The organism is Gaiella sp., from assembly GCF_035558935.1.
Lineage (GTDB): Bacteria > Actinomycetota > Thermoleophilia > Gaiellales > Gaiellaceae > Gaiella.
The window spans coordinates 16,845-31,624 of the sequence record NZ_DATMBZ010000147.1 but is presented as its reverse complement, the minus strand read 5'-3'; the positions used below and the strand labels follow the sequence as shown (position 1 = coordinate 31,624).

Annotated in this window: 14 protein-coding genes and 1 riboswitch; of the genes, 8 read left to right on the top strand and 6 right to left on the bottom strand. The window is 71.9% G+C overall.

Features of this window, described 5'->3' with window-relative positions; genetic code table 11:
- Positions 1 to 19 precede the first annotated feature (19 nt).
- Genes VNM44_RS14140 through guaA form a run of 4 tightly spaced genes read left to right on the top strand, consistent with a single transcriptional unit; the run spans position 20 to position 5,221 of the window.
- Positions 20 to 1,135, top strand: coding sequence for a D-alanyl-D-alanine carboxypeptidase family protein (locus tag VNM44_RS14140; protein WP_325626531.1), 1,116 nt, complete (start codon positions 20 to 22; stop codon positions 1,133 to 1,135).
- The gene (locus VNM44_RS14135) at positions 1,132 to 2,082 is read left to right on the top strand and encodes a 1-phosphofructokinase family hexose kinase (RefSeq protein WP_325626530.1); all 951 of its coding nucleotides are present in this window, start codon (positions 1,132 to 1,134) and stop codon (positions 2,080 to 2,082) included. The genes VNM44_RS14140 and VNM44_RS14135 overlap by 4 nt, the downstream gene beginning before the upstream one ends.
- Before the next feature lie 48 nt (positions 2,083 to 2,130).
- Positions 2,131 to 3,606: an IMP dehydrogenase gene (gene guaB / locus VNM44_RS14130; RefSeq protein ID WP_325626529.1), complete on the top strand. Its 1,476-nt coding sequence runs from the start codon at positions 2,131 to 2,133 to the stop codon at positions 3,604 to 3,606.
- A gap of 16 nt (positions 3,607 to 3,622) precedes the next feature.
- Positions 3,623 to 5,221, top strand: a complete 1,599-nt coding sequence (gene guaA, locus VNM44_RS14125) for a glutamine-hydrolyzing GMP synthase (RefSeq protein ID WP_414652987.1) — start codon at positions 3,623 to 3,625, stop codon at positions 5,219 to 5,221.
- Positions 5,222 to 5,272: 51 nt separating this feature from the next.
- Here guaA and VNM44_RS14120 read toward each other — a convergent pair whose 3' ends face one another.
- From VNM44_RS14120 to VNM44_RS14095, 6 genes are all read right to left on the bottom strand, one after another.
- Entirely contained in the window at positions 5,273 to 6,247 is a 975-nt protein-coding gene (locus VNM44_RS14120; RefSeq protein ID WP_325626527.1) for an ABC transporter ATP-binding protein, read from the bottom strand.
- A complete protein-coding gene (locus VNM44_RS14115; protein ID WP_325626526.1) occupies positions 6,244 to 7,833 on the bottom strand; it encodes an iron ABC transporter permease in 1,590 nt (529 codons plus the stop codon). Before VNM44_RS14115 ends, VNM44_RS14120 begins: the two co-directional genes overlap by 4 nt.
- Positions 7,809 to 8,864 carry a thiamine ABC transporter substrate-binding protein gene (locus tag VNM44_RS14110; protein WP_325626525.1) on the bottom strand — a complete coding sequence of 352 codons (1,056 nt, stop codon included), beginning with the start codon at positions 8,862 to 8,864 and terminating at the stop codon, positions 7,809 to 7,811. Before VNM44_RS14110 ends, VNM44_RS14115 begins: the two co-directional genes overlap by 25 nt.
- Positions 8,861 to 9,511, bottom strand: a complete 651-nt coding sequence (locus VNM44_RS14105) for a thiamine diphosphokinase (RefSeq protein WP_325626524.1) — start codon at positions 9,509 to 9,511, stop codon at positions 8,861 to 8,863. Before VNM44_RS14105 ends, VNM44_RS14110 begins: the two co-directional genes overlap by 4 nt.
- Positions 9,497 to 9,609, bottom strand: a riboswitch (TPP riboswitch). (Overlaps the previous gene by 15 nt.)
- A gap of 6 nt (positions 9,610 to 9,615) precedes the next feature.
- Positions 9,616 to 10,206, bottom strand: coding sequence for a PIN domain-containing protein (locus tag VNM44_RS14100; RefSeq protein ID WP_325626523.1), 591 nt, complete (start codon positions 10,204 to 10,206; stop codon positions 9,616 to 9,618).
- A gap of 2 nt (positions 10,207 to 10,208) precedes the next feature.
- On the bottom strand, positions 10,209 to 10,481 hold the full coding sequence (locus VNM44_RS14095; protein ID WP_325626522.1) for a type II toxin-antitoxin system prevent-host-death family antitoxin: 273 nt from the start codon (positions 10,479 to 10,481) through the stop codon (positions 10,209 to 10,211).
- Positions 10,482 to 10,599: 118 nt separating this feature from the next.
- Here VNM44_RS14095 and rplM point away from each other — a divergent pair, with 118 nt between their 5' ends.
- The 4 genes from rplM (at position 10,600) to glmS (ending at position 14,730) form a co-directional block, all read left to right on the top strand.
- Positions 10,600 to 11,043, top strand: a complete 444-nt coding sequence (gene rplM / locus VNM44_RS14090; RefSeq protein ID WP_325626521.1) for a 50S ribosomal protein L13 — start codon at positions 10,600 to 10,602, stop codon at positions 11,041 to 11,043.
- A gap of 24 nt (positions 11,044 to 11,067) precedes the next feature.
- Positions 11,068 to 11,463, top strand: coding sequence for a 30S ribosomal protein S9 (gene rpsI, locus VNM44_RS14085; protein ID WP_325626520.1), 396 nt, complete (start codon positions 11,068 to 11,070; stop codon positions 11,461 to 11,463).
- Positions 11,464 to 11,575: 112 nt separating this feature from the next.
- Positions 11,576 to 12,835, top strand: a complete 1,260-nt coding sequence (locus tag VNM44_RS14080) for a phosphoglucosamine mutase (RefSeq protein WP_325626519.1) — start codon at positions 11,576 to 11,578, stop codon at positions 12,833 to 12,835.
- Positions 12,836 to 12,897: 62 nt separating this feature from the next.
- Positions 12,898 to 14,730, top strand: coding sequence for a glutamine--fructose-6-phosphate transaminase (isomerizing) (glmS, locus tag VNM44_RS14075; RefSeq protein WP_325626518.1), 1,833 nt, complete (start codon positions 12,898 to 12,900; stop codon positions 14,728 to 14,730).
- Positions 14,731 to 14,780: the final 50 nt, after the last annotated feature.

The window sequence follows — 14,780 nt, the reverse complement described above, 5'->3', positions numbered from 1 at the left end:
GGCAGTACCCTTCCGCGCCGTGACCCGGCTGCTCGCCGTCGTCGTCGCCGCCCTCGCCCTGTGCGCCGCCGCGCAGGCCGCGGCGCCCGTCGTCCAGGCGCGCGCGTACGTCGTACAGAGCTCGGTCGACGGCCATACGCTCGCGGCGCGCGAGGCGACCACTCCCCGCCCGATGGCGAGCATCACGAAGCTGATGACGGCGTTCGTCGCCCTGCGATACGTCTCGCTCGACGACGTCGTCACGGTGCCTGCGGCCGCCGCGGCGATCGGCGAGTCGTCCCTCGACCTCAGGGCCGGAGAGCGCGTGCCCGTGCGGGACCTCGTGATCGGAACGCTCGTGCCGAGCGCGAACGACGCGGCGACAGCACTCGCGGTCGCCGCTGCCGGGTCGGTGCCGAGGTTCGTCGCGCTCATGAACGGCGAGGCACGCCGCCTCGGGCTCCGGCGGACGCATTACCGCAACCCGCACGGCCTGGACCAGCCGGGACACGTCTCGACGGCGCGAGACATCGCGGTGCTGCTGCGGACGGCGCTCCGCAACCCGGTGATCCGCGAGTACGCGGGAATGCGGCGCGCGAGGCTTTCCGACGGCCGCGTGGTCGAGTCGACCGACAACCTCCTCGGGCGCGTCTCCGGCATGGTCGGCGGCAAGACCGGCCACACGGCGCTCGCGGGGTGGTCACAGGCCGCGTTTGCCCGCGTCGGCGGCGTCGGGATCACCGCCGTCGTGCTCGGCTCGCCGAGCGAGGCGCAGCGCGACGCCGACCTCGCGGCCTTGCTCCGCTATGGCCTTCGGAGCTACCGGATGTCGAAGGTCGTCGACCCGGCCCGCACGTACGCCACGATCCCGGTCGGCTGGGGCCGTCCGCCGGTCCGCGCCGTCGCGCCGCGGGCGATCGTGCGCCCCGCCTCTGCGCAGCGCCCCCTCGTGGAGCGCGTCGTGCTCCCGGCGGTTGCGACACTGCCCGTCGCGGCCGGGCAGCGCCTCGGCACGCTCGTCGTGACCGACGGGTCGCGCGTCGTCGCCCGCTCCCCGCTCGTCGCCGCAGGCTCGCAGAGCACACCCGGCCGGCCGGCGAAGGCCTGGTGGGTCGCCCGGCGCACGGTCCATCATCTCGTGGAGGCACTGCCGTGATCGTCACCGTCACCCTCAACGCGGCTCTCGACCGCTCGCTCACCGTCCCGACGCTGCAGCTCGGCCAGCGCCACCGCGCGAGCGAGGTGCTGACGCTCGCCGGCGGGAAGGGGATCAACGTCGCACGGGCCCTCAAGCGGCTCGAGGTGCCCGTGGTCGCGACGGGGCTCGCCGGCGGGCGGACGGGAACCCGGATCGTCGAGGAGCTGACGGGCGAGGCGATCCTCAACGACTTCGTCCGGATCCGCGACGAGTCGCGCACCTCGACGCTGGTCGTCGACCCCACGTCGGGGAGGCAGACGGAGATCAACGAGTGGGGGCCGAAGGTCTCGGAGGCCGAGCTGGGGATGCTGATGGACAAGCTGCGCTACCTGTCGCGTGGGGCGGATGCGGTCGTGTTCGCCGGGTCGCTGCCGCGCGGGGTGAGCGACACGTTCTACGCCGACGCCGCGCGAGAGCTTGCGCGGCGTAACGTGCGCGTCGTCCTCGACGCGGAGGGCGAGCCGCTCCGCCTCGGCGTCGACGCGGAGCCGTGGCTCGTGGCGCCGAACCAGCACGAGGCCGAGCAGCTCGTCGGCCAGGAGCTGAACGACGAGGAGGACTTCCTGATGGCCCTCGACGCGATCGCGGAGCTCGGCGCGCGAAACGTGCTGATAACGGTGGAGAGCGGCTGCTTCGCGCTCGTGCGCGAGGACCGGCAGGTGCACCGCTACCGCGCGGTCGTGCCGCACCTCGAGCCCATGTCCGTCGTCGGCGCGGGCGACGCGCTCCTCGCGCAGTGGCTGATGTCGGTGCTCGACGGCGTTCCCGCCGCCGACGCCTTGCGGCTCGCCTCGGCGACCGGCGCCGCCTCGGTGCTCGACGTGGGAGCCGGACGCTTCGACCCCGCCGAGTCCAAGCGCCTCGCCGCCGGCGTCGAGGTCCACGAGCTCCAACCCGTCGGTTAGCCCGCGAAGCGGCCGGGGCGTCCCGCGCCGCTGTTACGATCGATTCACTTGGGCGACCCGCGGGACAAGTTCGCGAAGGAAGGTCTCACCTTCGACGACGTCCTGCTCGTCCCGGCCGAGTCGGCCGTCCTCCCGAACGACGTCGTCACCGCCACGCGTCTGACGCGCACGATCGCGCTCGAGATCCCGCTCGTCTCGGCGGCGATGGACACGGTCACCGAAGCGCGGATGGCGATCGCGCTCGCGCGGCTCGGCGGTATCGGCGTGCTGCACCGCAACCTCTCGATCGCCGACCAGGTCGGCGAGGTCGACAAGGTGAAGCGCTCCGAGGCGGGAATGATCGTCGAGCCGGTGACGCTTTCACCCGATGCCCTCGTCGGCGACGCGCTCGAGCTGATGCAGCGCTACCGCGTCTCCGGGATCCCGATCACCGACGACGACGAGCGGCTCGTCGGCATCCTCACGAACCGCGACCTCCGCTTCGGCGTCCCTTCCACCATGCGCGTCGCCGACGCGATGACGAAGGAAGGTCTCGTCACGGCGCCCGTCGGCACGACGCTCGAGGAGGCGCAGGCGATTCTCGGCCGGCACCGCATCGAGAAGCTTCCGATCGTCGACCTCGAGGGCCGGCTCAAAGGCCTCATCACCGTGAAGGACATCTCGAAGCGCGAGGCGTATCCGCTCGCGACGAAGGACGAGCGAGGTCGGCTCCGTGTTGCTGCCGCGGTGGGCGTCGGGACGGACGCCGTCGAGCGCGCCGCGGCGCTCGTCGAAGCCGAGGTCGACGCGCTCGTCGTCGACACGGCGCACGGCCACTCACTCGGCGTCGTGGACATGGTGCGCCGCCTGAAGGACGCCCACGACGTCCAGCTGATCGCCGGGAACATCGCTACGGCCGAGGCGGCCGAGGCATTGATCGACGCCGGGGCGGACGCGATCAAGGTCGGCGTCGGCCCGTCGGGGATCTGCACGACGCGGGTCGTCGCCGGCGCGGGCGTGCCGCAGGTGACCGCGATCTTCGATTGCGCGCAGGCGGCGTCCGACCACGGCGTCCCCGTCGTCGCGGACGGCGGCATCACGTCGTCGGGCGACGTCGCGAAGGCGCTGGGCGCCGGCGCGGACACGGTCATGGTCGGGGGCATGCTCGCGGGCACAGACGACACGCCCGGCGGCGTGATCGTCGTCCAGGGCGAGCGCTTCAAGGAGTATCGCGGGATGGGCTCACTCGGCGCGATGAAGGCGCGAGGCTTCTCGAAGGACCGGTACTTCCAGGGCGACGTGGAGGACGTCGCCGAGCTGATCCCGGAGGGCATCGAGGGCCGCGTGCCCTACAAGGGGCCGCTCGGCCCGATCATCCATCAGCTGGTCGGCGGCCTCCGCCAGGCGATGGGGTACTGCGGCGCCGCGACGATCGAGGAGCTCAAGGAGGCGCGCTTCGTCCGCATCACGGGAGCGGGCCTGCGCGAGAGTCATCCGCACGACGTGACGATCACGAAGGAGGCCCCGAACTATCGCCGAGGCTAGCGTGGGAACGGTGTCGGTGCCAGCCTCGAGCCTCGCACCGACACCGTTTCAGCCCGAGCAGCCGTCCGAGCCGGCCCCGGAGGACCGCCCGGTCCTCGTCCTCGACTTCGGCGGCCAGTACAGCCAGCTGATCGCGAGACGCGTACGCGAGGCGCGCGTCTACTCGGAGCTCGTCTCGCACCGGCTCGCTCCCGAGGAGATCTCGCGTCGCAACCCCGCCGCCCTGATCCTCTCCGGCGGCCCCGCGTCCGTCTACGCCGAGGGCGCGCCGCTTGCCGACCCGGGGGTCTTCGAGCTCGGTGTCCCGACGCTCGGCATCTGCTACGGGATGCAGCTCATGGCCCGAGAGCTCGGCGGGAGGGTCGAGGCGAACGACGTCTCCGAGTACGGCAAGGCCGACGTCTCGCTCGACGGCTCTGCGGCGCTCTTCCACGACCTCTCGCCCGAGCAGGTCGTCTGGATGAGCCACCGCGACTCGGTCACGGCGCCGCCCACCGGCGCGCGCGTGACCGCCTCCTCCGAGACGACGCCGATCGCCGCGTTCGAGGATCCCGACCGGGGGCTCTACGGCGTGCAGTTCCACCCCGAGGTCGTGCACACGCCGCAGGGCCAGAGGATCCTGGAGTCGTTCCTCTACGACGTCGCGGGCGCTCCTCCGGCCTGGACGCCGGCCGCCGTGATCGAGGAGCAGGTCGAGCGGATCCGCGCGCAGGTCGGCTCGGAGCGCGTGATCTGCGGGCTCTCGGGCGGTGTCGACTCCGCGGTTGCGGCCCTCCTCGTCCACAAGGCCGTCGGCGACCAGCTGACGTGCGTCTTCGTCGACCACGGGCTCCTGCGCGAGAACGAGGCGGAGCAGGTCGTCGAGACCTTCGGCCACCACTTCCACGTCCCGCTCGTCTCGGTCGACGCGCGCGAGCGGTTTCTCTCGCGGCTCGCGGGCGTGAGCGAGCCCGAGGAGAAGCGGGCGATCGTCGGAGAGGAGTTCATCCGCGTCTTCGAGGAGGAGGCGCGGCGGTTGGGTGACGTCCGCTTCCTCGTCCAGGGGACGCTCTACTCCGACGTGATCGAGTCCGGCGGCGACGTCGGGGTCGCGGCGAAGATCAAGTCGCACCACAACGTCGGGGGCCTGCCGGCCGACATGCGGATGGAGCTCGTCGAGCCGCTCCGCTCGCTGTTCAAGGACGAGGTACGCCGGGTCGGCGAGCAACTCGGGTTACCGGAGCGGATGGTGTGGCGTCACCCGTTCCCGGGGCCCGGCCTTGCGATCCGGATCATCGGCGACGTGACGGAGGAGCGCCTCGCGATCCTGCGCGCCGCGGACGCGATCCTGCTCGAGGAGGTGCGCCGCGCGGGGCTCTACCGCGAGCTGTGGCAGTGCTTCGCCGTACTTCCGGCGGTGCGCTCGGTCGGCGTCCAGGGCGACGAGCGGACGTACGCCTATCCGGTGGTGATCCGCGCCGTCACGTCGGAGGATGCGATGACCGCCGACTGGGCGCGGCTGCCCTCCGAGTTGCTCGACACGATTGCGGGCCGGATCGTGAACGAGGTCCAGGGCGTCAACCGGGTTGCGCTCGACCTCACGTCGAAGCCGCCGGCCACCATCGAGTGGGAGTGAGGGCCCCCGCGGAGCGTGGCCCTCACTCCCACCTGGTCCTGGGACGCGACTTCAGCCGCGTCCCGGCATCTCGGGGCGCCACAGCGCCACGTCGACCACCCCGCGCGGATCCACGTCCACCGCGACGCGCTCCCCGACGCGCGGCACGTCGACGCCGACGACGACCGCCTCGAGCTCGCGTCCACCGTCCTCTCGCACGCGCAGGCGCACGACAGGGCCATCGCGGTCGGCTGCCACGACGACGGCCCCCTCGCCCGGAAGGACCCCGACCGCCTCGGGTCGGACGACCGTTGCGTGTTCACCGTCCGAGAAGACGTTCGCCATCCCGAGGAAGCGCGCGACCCACTCGTCGGCCGGCCGGGCCCAGAGGGCCTCGGGTGTCGCGACCTGAGCGATGCGCCCGTCGCGGAGCACCGCGACGCGGTCTCCGATGGCAAACGCCTCGCCGACGTCGTGGGTGACGTGGACGACGGTCAGCGCAAGGCGCTCGAAGAGGCCGCGAAGGTCGTCCTGCAGCCGTTGTCGGAGCGGGCCGTCGAGCGCGCCGAGCGGCTCGTCGAGGAGCAGCACACCCGGGCGCGGCGCGAGCGCCCTCGCGAGCGCCACGCGTTGTGCCTCGCCTCCCGACAGCGTCGTCACGTCGCGCCGCTCCATCCCGGCGAGGCCGACGAGCGCCAGCGCCTCGACGACTCGACCGTCGCGCTCCGCCTCGGGTAGGTGGGCCACGCGCGGCCCGAAGCCGACATTGCCTGCGACGTCGCGATGCGGGAAGAGCGCCGCGTCCTGGAACACGAGGCCGACCCCGCGCCGGTGTGGCGGGACGCCGGTGACGTCCGCGCCGTCGAGCAGAACGCGGCCGGTCGTCGGCCGCTGGAGCCCCGCGGCGACCCGCAGCGCGGTCGACTTCCCCGACCCGCTCGGGCCGAGCAGCGCGAGCCGCTCGCCGGCGCCGATTTCGAGCGACACGTCGTCGAGGATCTCGCGGCCGTCGATCACGACACCGATCTCCTCGAGGGCAAGCCTCACCGCGGCCGCCGCCTCACGAGCGCACGCTCGGAGAGGAGCGCGACGGCCGCGACGAGCGCCATCAGCACGACGCAGAGCGCCATCGCCGCACCGCTGTTGGCCTCGCCCGGGCGTCCGAGGAAGCGGAAGATCGCAACCGGCACGGTCGGCCAGTCGGCGCGAACGACGAAGATCGTCGCGCCGAACTCACCGAGGGAGACGGCGAACGCCAGCCCTGCGGCGACCGCCAGAGGCCGCGCCAGAAGGGGCAACTCGACCTCGCGTCGCACCTGGGCGGGGCTCGCCCCGAGAATCGCCGCCGCCTCTCGCAACCTCACGTCGAGCGCGCGCAGCGCAGGCACGAGCGAGCGGACGACGAACGGCAGCGCGACGAGCGCCTGGGCGAGGGGCACGATCGCCGGCGATGACCGGAGGTCGAGCGGCGGGTCGTCGAAGGCGAGCAGGAACCCGAAGCCGAGCAGCGCGGCGGAGGCGCCGAGCGGCAGCATCAGCGCGACGTCGAGCCCCCTTCGCCCACTCGCGACGGCCACGGCGGCCGGGATACCCACAGCCAGCGCGATCGCCGTCGCAGCCGTCGAGAAGAGCAGCGAGTTGAGGATTGCGTGCCAGGGCGCCACGAACAGCGCCGGCGTCTCGTGCGCGAGGGCGCTGAAATGGTCGAGCCCGTAGCCGGCGCCTACCTGCAGCGAGCGCAGCACGAGCGCGACCGGGGGCAGCGCGAGCAGGCCGAGGGACCCGAGGACGACGACCGCCACGGCGATTCGCTCTCCACCGACCGGCCGCCGTGCCGCGTCACCGCGCCGGCGGCCGCCTCCGAGCCGGCGCTCGAGCCTTCCCGAGACCAGCACGGCGGCGGCCACGGCCGCCAGCTGCAGGAGGCCGAGCGCAGCGGCGGTGCGGAGGTCGAAGAGGCGGGCGGCCTGGTTGTAGATCTCCGTCTCGAGGGTCGAGTAACGCGGCCCACCGAGAATCAGGATCACTCCGAACGACGTGAAGCAGAAGAGGAACACGATCGACGCCGCCGACGCGAGCGCGGGCGCGAGGAGCGGCACCGTGACGCGGAGCTGACGGTCGGCGGGCGACGCTCCGAGCGTCGCCGCCGCGTCCCAGAGGCGCTGGTCGAGGCCGGCCCAGAACGCGCCGACGATGCGAACGACCACCGCGACGTTGAAGAAGACGTGCGCGAGCAGGATCGCCCACACCGACCGCTCGACGCCGTCCGGGAGCAGGGCGACGAACGCGGTCGCAACGACGACTGTCGGGAGGACGAAGGGAACCAGCACGAGCGCCTCGACCAGCGAGCGCCCCGGGAAGCGGAATCGTGAGAGCGCCCAGGCGAGGGGCAGCGCAGCGATCAACGTGAGCACCGTCGAGACGGTCGCCTGCCAGAGGGTGAACCACGCGACATCACGGGTCGTCGAGGCGGTGAGCACGTCGAACGGCACGTCCGGCCGGCCGTCGACGACGAGGCCTCGCCCGAGGATCGCGCCGAGGGGCCAGGCGAAGAAGACGGCGAGGAACGCGACGGGGAGGACGACCGTCGCGGCGCGGCCGGCCGCGCTCAGCGCACGACGATCTCGGTCCACCGGGCGACCCAACGGTCGCGGTTCGCGTCGACCTGGGCCGCCGGCAGCTGCAGCGGGTCGCGCGGGACGATTGCGTGCTTCGCGAACGCCTCGGGCAGCGGCACCCCGGCCCGCACCGGATAGACGAACATCGAGCCCGGGACGTCGGCCTGGAACCGCTCGGAGAGCATGAAGTCGATCAGCTTCCTCGCGCCGTCCTCGTTGTGCGCGCCGCGCAGGACCCCGGCGTACTCGACCTGCCGGTAGCAGCCCTCCTCGACCGCGGCCGTCGGGGCGGTGGCGAGCGGCTTCGACGCGAAGATCACCTCTGCGGCCGGGCTCGACGCGTACGAGACGACGATCGGGCGCTTGCCCGGGCTGCCGGAAGCCCCCGAGAACTGCTGCGTGTATGCCTCCTCCCAGCCGTCCACGACCCGCACGCCGTTCGCGCGCAGCCCCCGCCAGTACGTCTGCCAGCCCGGGTCCCCGTAGGTGGCGACCGTCGCGAGCAGGAACGCCAGGCCGGGCGAGGACGTCGCGGGGTTCTCGACCACGAGCAGGTTGCGATAGCGGTCGAGGATCAGGTCGGCGAGCGTCTTGGGCGGCGGGACGTGGCGGGACGCGAACCAGCGGCGGTCGACGTTCAGGCACACCTCCCCGTGGTCGATGGGCGTCACGTGTGGATCGGGATTCGCGAAATCCGGCTCCACCGTCGAGAGCTCGGGCGATCGGTACTCCTCGAGCAGGTCGCCGCCCACGGCCCGCGAGAGGACGCTGTCGTCGATCCCGAAGACGACGTCGCCCTGAGGGTCGCCCGCGGTGAGGAGCGACCGGTTGAGCACCTCGTTGGCATCGCCACCCTGCAGGATCCGGAGCGTGAGCCCGCTCTCGCGCTCGAACGCCTGCTTCACGGCCTTGGAGACCGCGAAGGAGTCGTGCGTCACGAGGACGACGTCGGTCGGCGTGTCGTCTCCGCCGCAGGCGGCGGCCACCAGCGTGGCCGCGACCACTGCCGCGGCCGCAGCGCAACGGAGGAGGACGCAGCGACTCATCGCCGTCGGCCCTTTCCGGCGGCGTCGGGGCGCACGGCGAGGAGGACGCCGCGCGCCACGCTGACGCGGGCCTCCGTCGCGGCGAACACGTTCGAGACGCCGCGGCTCGAGCCCGGCTCGAGCGCCTCGGCCGACAGCGCGTACTCGAGGCCGTCCGTCGTGACGCCCTCCGCCGAGCCGCCGAGCGCGAGCAGCGTCACGAGCTCTCCCGGCTCCCCACGAAGCACCCGCTCACCGTGGATCACGTGCACGAGCGCTTCACCGACGAGCGCGTCGAGCTCGAGCGCGTCGTATCGATTCGAGCCGAGGAGCAGGAGCGAGGCGAGCAGGTGGTCGAGGCGGCCCCCGTCGCTTGCGACCACGAGCACGCTCTCCGCGCCGAGTGCAACGGCCTCGTCGAGCGCGAGCTCCAGATCGGTGGCGTCCTTCGCCTCGGGGTGTCGCACGACACGGATGCCGTCGGCCTCCGCGCGCTCGAGGGCCGCGTGCGAGACCGAGTCGAGGTCGCCGACGACGACGTCGACCACGAGGCCGAGGGCCGCCGCGCGCTCGAGCCCGCCGTCCGCGGCGACGACCGCCCGGGCCGAGGGCACCTCGACGACGGGCCCCTGGCCCGAGGCGACGACCACGACGTCCGGCTGGATCACACCTTCCTCCGCTGGCATTACCCAGATCAGGTTCTGCGGGTCGGCGGCGCTCCAGCCGCCCTCTCAGCCCGGTTGCCCGAGCTCCCCGGTTCGCTGCCGCAATCCTACAGCGCTTCGGCGCTCGCCTCGTCGGTCTCAGGATCGCCGGTGCCGGCCGCAGATCGGGCGCGCGCCTCGAGGCTTGGCACGAGGCCGGGATGGAGCACGATTCCGTCCGCGACGCTCGCCGCGCCGCGCGTCCCGATCACCGCCCCGTCGTCCTCGTCTGCAGGTGCTTCGAGCTCGGCGTCGTCGGGCTCGAGCCAGTTCTCGATCCGAAGGCCGGGAACGCGGTCGTAGAGGCGCGCGCTGGCCGTGACGAGCGTGAGGTCGTGCGACAGCGCGATCGCGGCGATGCGGAGGCTCGGCTCGTCGAGTCGGACCCCGACGCCCTCGAGCTGAGCTCGCAGCGCGCCATAGGCCTCCGCGGCTTCGTGGTCGAAGGGAAGCACCGTGGTCGCTGCGGCGATGAGCTCGCGGATGCGGGTCGTCAGCTCCTGGTCGCCGTTCCGCGTCGCGGCGTACACGATCTCCGCGACGGCGACCGCAGTCGTGCACTGCTGGTCGCCCGGCGTCCGTGCGAGCCGGCGGACGAGTTGCATCGGCGGCTCGCGGAGGAGGGCCGCAGCAAGGATGTCGGTGTCGAAGCAGTACATGGTCATCCCGCCTCCGGCGGCTCGCGGTCACGCGCGACCGATCGGAGCGCGACCACTTCGGTCACCGTCTGGAAGAGGCCGGGCCGCGTGGCGGCGGCGCCCGCGAACGCCCCAAGCCCCAAGGGCCGGTCGTCGTCGAGCTCGGCCGGCACGGGAACGATCGCGGCGACCGGAGATCCATAGCGCGTCACGACCATCTGCTCGCCGTCGACGACGCGCTCGAGGATCTCGGTGAGGCGCTCGCGCGCCTCGGTCAGGCCGATGGTCGGGGTCATGTGAGCGCTCATGATGACAGCGGCGGGCAACCTCGTGTGCCGTCGCGTCGCGATCCGGAGGCAGGGAGGCTGCTACACTCCGCCGCCGGCGGTCACGCGACCGCCCTCTTTCCGAGCAATGACCACCTACACCGCCAAGCCGGGCGAGATCCAGCGTGATTGGTACGTCGTCGACGCCGAGGGTGAGACCCTGGGTCGGCTTGCGACCGAGATCGCCGACACGCTCCGCGGCAAGCGGAAGCCGGAGTACACACCGCACGTCGACACCGGCGATTTCGTGGTCGTCGTCAACGCGGCGAAGGTGCGCGTCACCGGCAAGAAGCTCGACGAGAAGATGGTGCGCTGGCACTCCGGCTACCCGGGCGGCCTCAAGGAGCGCACCCTGCGCGAGCAGCTCGAGCGTCGCCCGACCGAGGTCATTCGCAAGGCGGTCAAGGGCATGCTCCCCAAGAACAGGCTCGCGGCCGCCCAGCTGCGCAAGCTCAAGGTCTACGCAGGCCCGGAGCACCCGCATGCGGCGCAAGCCCCGAAGACGCTACGAGAAAGGAGTCGGGGACAGTAAGCCTGTTCCCCGATGGAGCTTCCTATGGCTGAGATCGCCCAGTACCGCGGCACCGGCAAGCGCAAGACCTCGGTCGCGCGCGTGATCCTCCGACCCGGCGACGGGACGACCTGGATCAACGGTCGCACGCTCGAGGACTACTTCCCGCGCGCCACGCACCGGACGCTCGCACTCAGCCCGCTCAAGGTCGCGGACGCCGAGGGCCGGTACGACCTGCGCGTTCGGGTCCACGGCGGCGGGATCAGCGGACAGGCAGGCGCCGTCCGGCACGGCATCGCCCGCGCCCTCGTCGACGCCGATCCCGAGCTTCGTATTCCCCTCAAGCGCGAAGGGTTCCTGACGCGCGACGCACGCCAGGTCGAGCGCAAGAAGGCCGGCCTGCACAAGGCGCGCAAGGCGCCGCAGTTCAGCAAGCGGTAGCGCCGCACCCCTTGCGGGATGCGCCGCTAGGAACCACGCTACGGTGGAGGTGGCGTCGATGGCAGGAACGGATGCCGTTGGTCTAGCGCGTTCCGGGGCAGCTGGAACGCGCATGTGGTTCGGCACGGACGGCGTTCGCGGCATCGTCGACGAGGCGCTCACCGAGGAGCTGGTCGAGCAGCTCGGCCGCGCCGCGACGCTGTGGTCGGGCCGTGGTCGCGTTCTCGTCGGCCGCGATACGCGTGAGTCCGGCCCGCGGCTCGAAGCGGCGCTCAGGCGCGGGATCGTCGACGCCGGCGGTACGGCAGTGCTCGCAGGCGTGCTGCCCACGCCGGCGGTCGCGCTGCTCTCACAGGATCTCGGCCTCGTCGTCTCGGCCTCCCACAACCCGCCGGAGTACAACGGCGTCAAGGTCTTCGACCGCGAGGGGCACAAGCTGACGGACGCGGACGAGCTCGAGATCGAGGCGCTCGTCGGTGCGCCCGGGCCTGGAGGCGGCACGATCGAGCGCGCCGAGGACGTCGTCGAGAGCTACGTCGACCACGTGCTCGAGCACTTCGGGGCCGACCTCCACGGCCTGCGGATCGCCGTCGACTGTGCCAACGGCGCCTACTCGACGATCGCGCCTGGCGTGTTCGAGACGCTCGGCGCCGAGGTGACGGCACTCGCCGCGACGCCCGACGGCACGAACATCAACGCCGGTTGCGGCGCCACCGACCTGTCGATGCTGCAGGCGGCGGTCACGTCCGGGGGGTACGACCTCGGCGTGGCCTTCGACGGCGACGGCGACCGGATGCTCGCGGTCGACGGGAACGGCGACGTCGTCGACGGCGACGGCATCGTCGCGATCTGCGCGCTGGCCATGGGAGTCGACCTCGTGGCCGTCACGAGCATGACGAACCTCGGCTTCCACCGGCTGATGGACGAGCACGGGATCCGCGTCGTGACCACCGACGTGGGCGACCGCTACGTGCTCGAGGCTTTGCGCCGCGAGGGCGGCATCCTCGGAGGCGAGCAGTCCGGCCACCTGATCGTCCTCGAGGGGCACGTGACCGGCGACGGCCTGGCCGCGGCGCTCACGCTGTGCCGGGCACTCGGCCGGCGTTCGCTCGCGGAGGCCGCGTCCGTGATGAGGCGTTTCCCGCAGGCGAAGGGGAACGTGCGCGTGTCGCGACTCGAAGTACCCGAGGCGGTCACGCGAGAGGTCGAGCGCCTGAACGCCGAGCTCGAGGGCCGCGGGCGAGTGCTCGTCCGGCCGTCCGGGACCGAGCCGGTCATCCGCGTCCTCGCCGAGGCGGAGCGCGCAGAGGAGGCCGCTGACCTCTGTGCTAGCATCGCGAATCTCGTCCGGCAGGAGGCCGGAGCCCGGTAAAAGCCCTGCAAAGCAGGGCCATCCGGCCGGACATGCGCGTCCGGGTTGAAAAGGAGGCCAGGATGTGCGGGATCATCGGATACGTCGGGCCCCGCGAGTGCAAGCCATTGCTGCTCCACGGCCTCGAGCGCCTCGAGTACCGCGGCTACGACTCGGCCGGGATCGCCCTGCTCGAGGAGTCCGGGCTCACGTACACGCGGGCCGTCGGCAACCTGCAGCACCTGCGCCAGCGCGCCGGCAACGGAGCGTCTCCCGCGACCACCGGTCTCGGCCACACGCGCTGGGCGACCCACGGCGGCGTCACCGAGGCGAACGCGCATCCGCTCGCGTCCGAGGAGCCCGAGAAGCTCGCCGTGGTGCTGAACGGCATCGTCGAGAACTACCGCGAGCTCCGCGAACGCCTCACGGCGCAGGGGCACGTGTTCTCGTCCGAGACCGACGCCGAGACGGTCACCCACCTGATCGAGGACCACTACGAGGGCGACCTCGTCGAAGCCGTTCGGCGCGCCTACAACGAGCTCGAAGGCCACTACGCGCTGGTCGCCATCCACCGCGACCACCCCGGCCTCCTCGTGGGCGCGCGTCATCAGTGCCCGATGGTCGTCGGTCTCGCCGCGGGTGAGACCTACGTGGCCTCGAACGCCGCCGCGTTCCTGCGCGAGACGCGCGAGGTCCAGTTCCCCTCGGACGGCGAGATCGTGGCCGTGACGCCGGAGGGGTCGAGCTTCTACTGCGCCGCGGACGCCTCGCCTGTCGAGCACGACGTCGTCGAGCTCGACTGGGACGACGAGAGCGCCGAGAAGGGCGGCTTCGAGACGTTCATGCTGAAGGAGATCCACGAGCAGCCCGACGCCGTCGCCGAGACGATCGGCGACCGCCTCCGCAAGGGCCGGCTCGAGCTCGAGGGCCTCGGGATGACCGACGAGGAGCTCAAGCACCTGCGCCGGATCGTGATCCTCGCCGCGGGAACCGCCTATCACGCCGGCGTCGCCGCGCGGTACGCGATCGAGGAGTGGGGCCGCGTGCCGGTCGAGCACGACATCGCCTCCGAGTGGATCTACCGCAACCCCGTGCTCGACGCCGACACGCTCGTGATCGGCATCTCGCAGTCCGGCGAGACGCGCGACACGATCGAGGCGATGAAGCTCGCCCGCTCGATGGGCGCGCACACGGTCGCGATCACGAACATGATGGGCTCGCAGATCACGCGCGAGGTCGACTCCGTCCTCTATACGCGGTGCGGGATCGAGATGGCGGTCGCGGCGTCGAAGACCTTCACCGCGCAGCTCTCGCTCCTCTTCCTCGTGGCGATGAAGCTGGCGCAGGTGCGCGAGACGCTGCCGTCCGGAGAGCTCGAGTACATCGTCAACGCCCTCTATGGCCTGCCCGACAAGATCACGCAGTTCCTCGAGGGCGACCACCCGATCGACGAGATCGCCCGGAAGTTCCACGACAGGCCCTTCTTCCTCTATCTCGGGCGCAACATCGGGCTGCCGGTGGCGCTCGAGGGCGCGCTCAAGCTGAAGGAGATCTCGTACATCCCGACCGAGGCGTACTCGGCGGGCGAGATGAAGCACGGGCCGATCGCGCTGCTCGACGAGTCGACGCCGGTCGTCGTCGTCGCGACGCGGATGGAGCAGGTCTACGAGAAGCTCGTCTCGAACATCCAGGAGGTGCGGGCCCGCGGCGCGCACGTGATCGCGATCGCGTCCGACGGTAACGAGGACATCCAGCATCACGCCGACGACGTGATCTACGTCCCGAAGGCGCCCGCCTTCCTGTCGGCGATCCTCGCCGTGATCCCGCTGCAGCTCCTCGCCTACCGCATAGCCCGCCTGCGCGGCTTGAACGTCGACCAGCCGCGCAACCTGGCGAAGACCGTCACGGTGGAGTAGCGCCGGAGCGCCGCGCTCGGGGCGTTAGAGGCGTGGCCTTACGAAGCCAC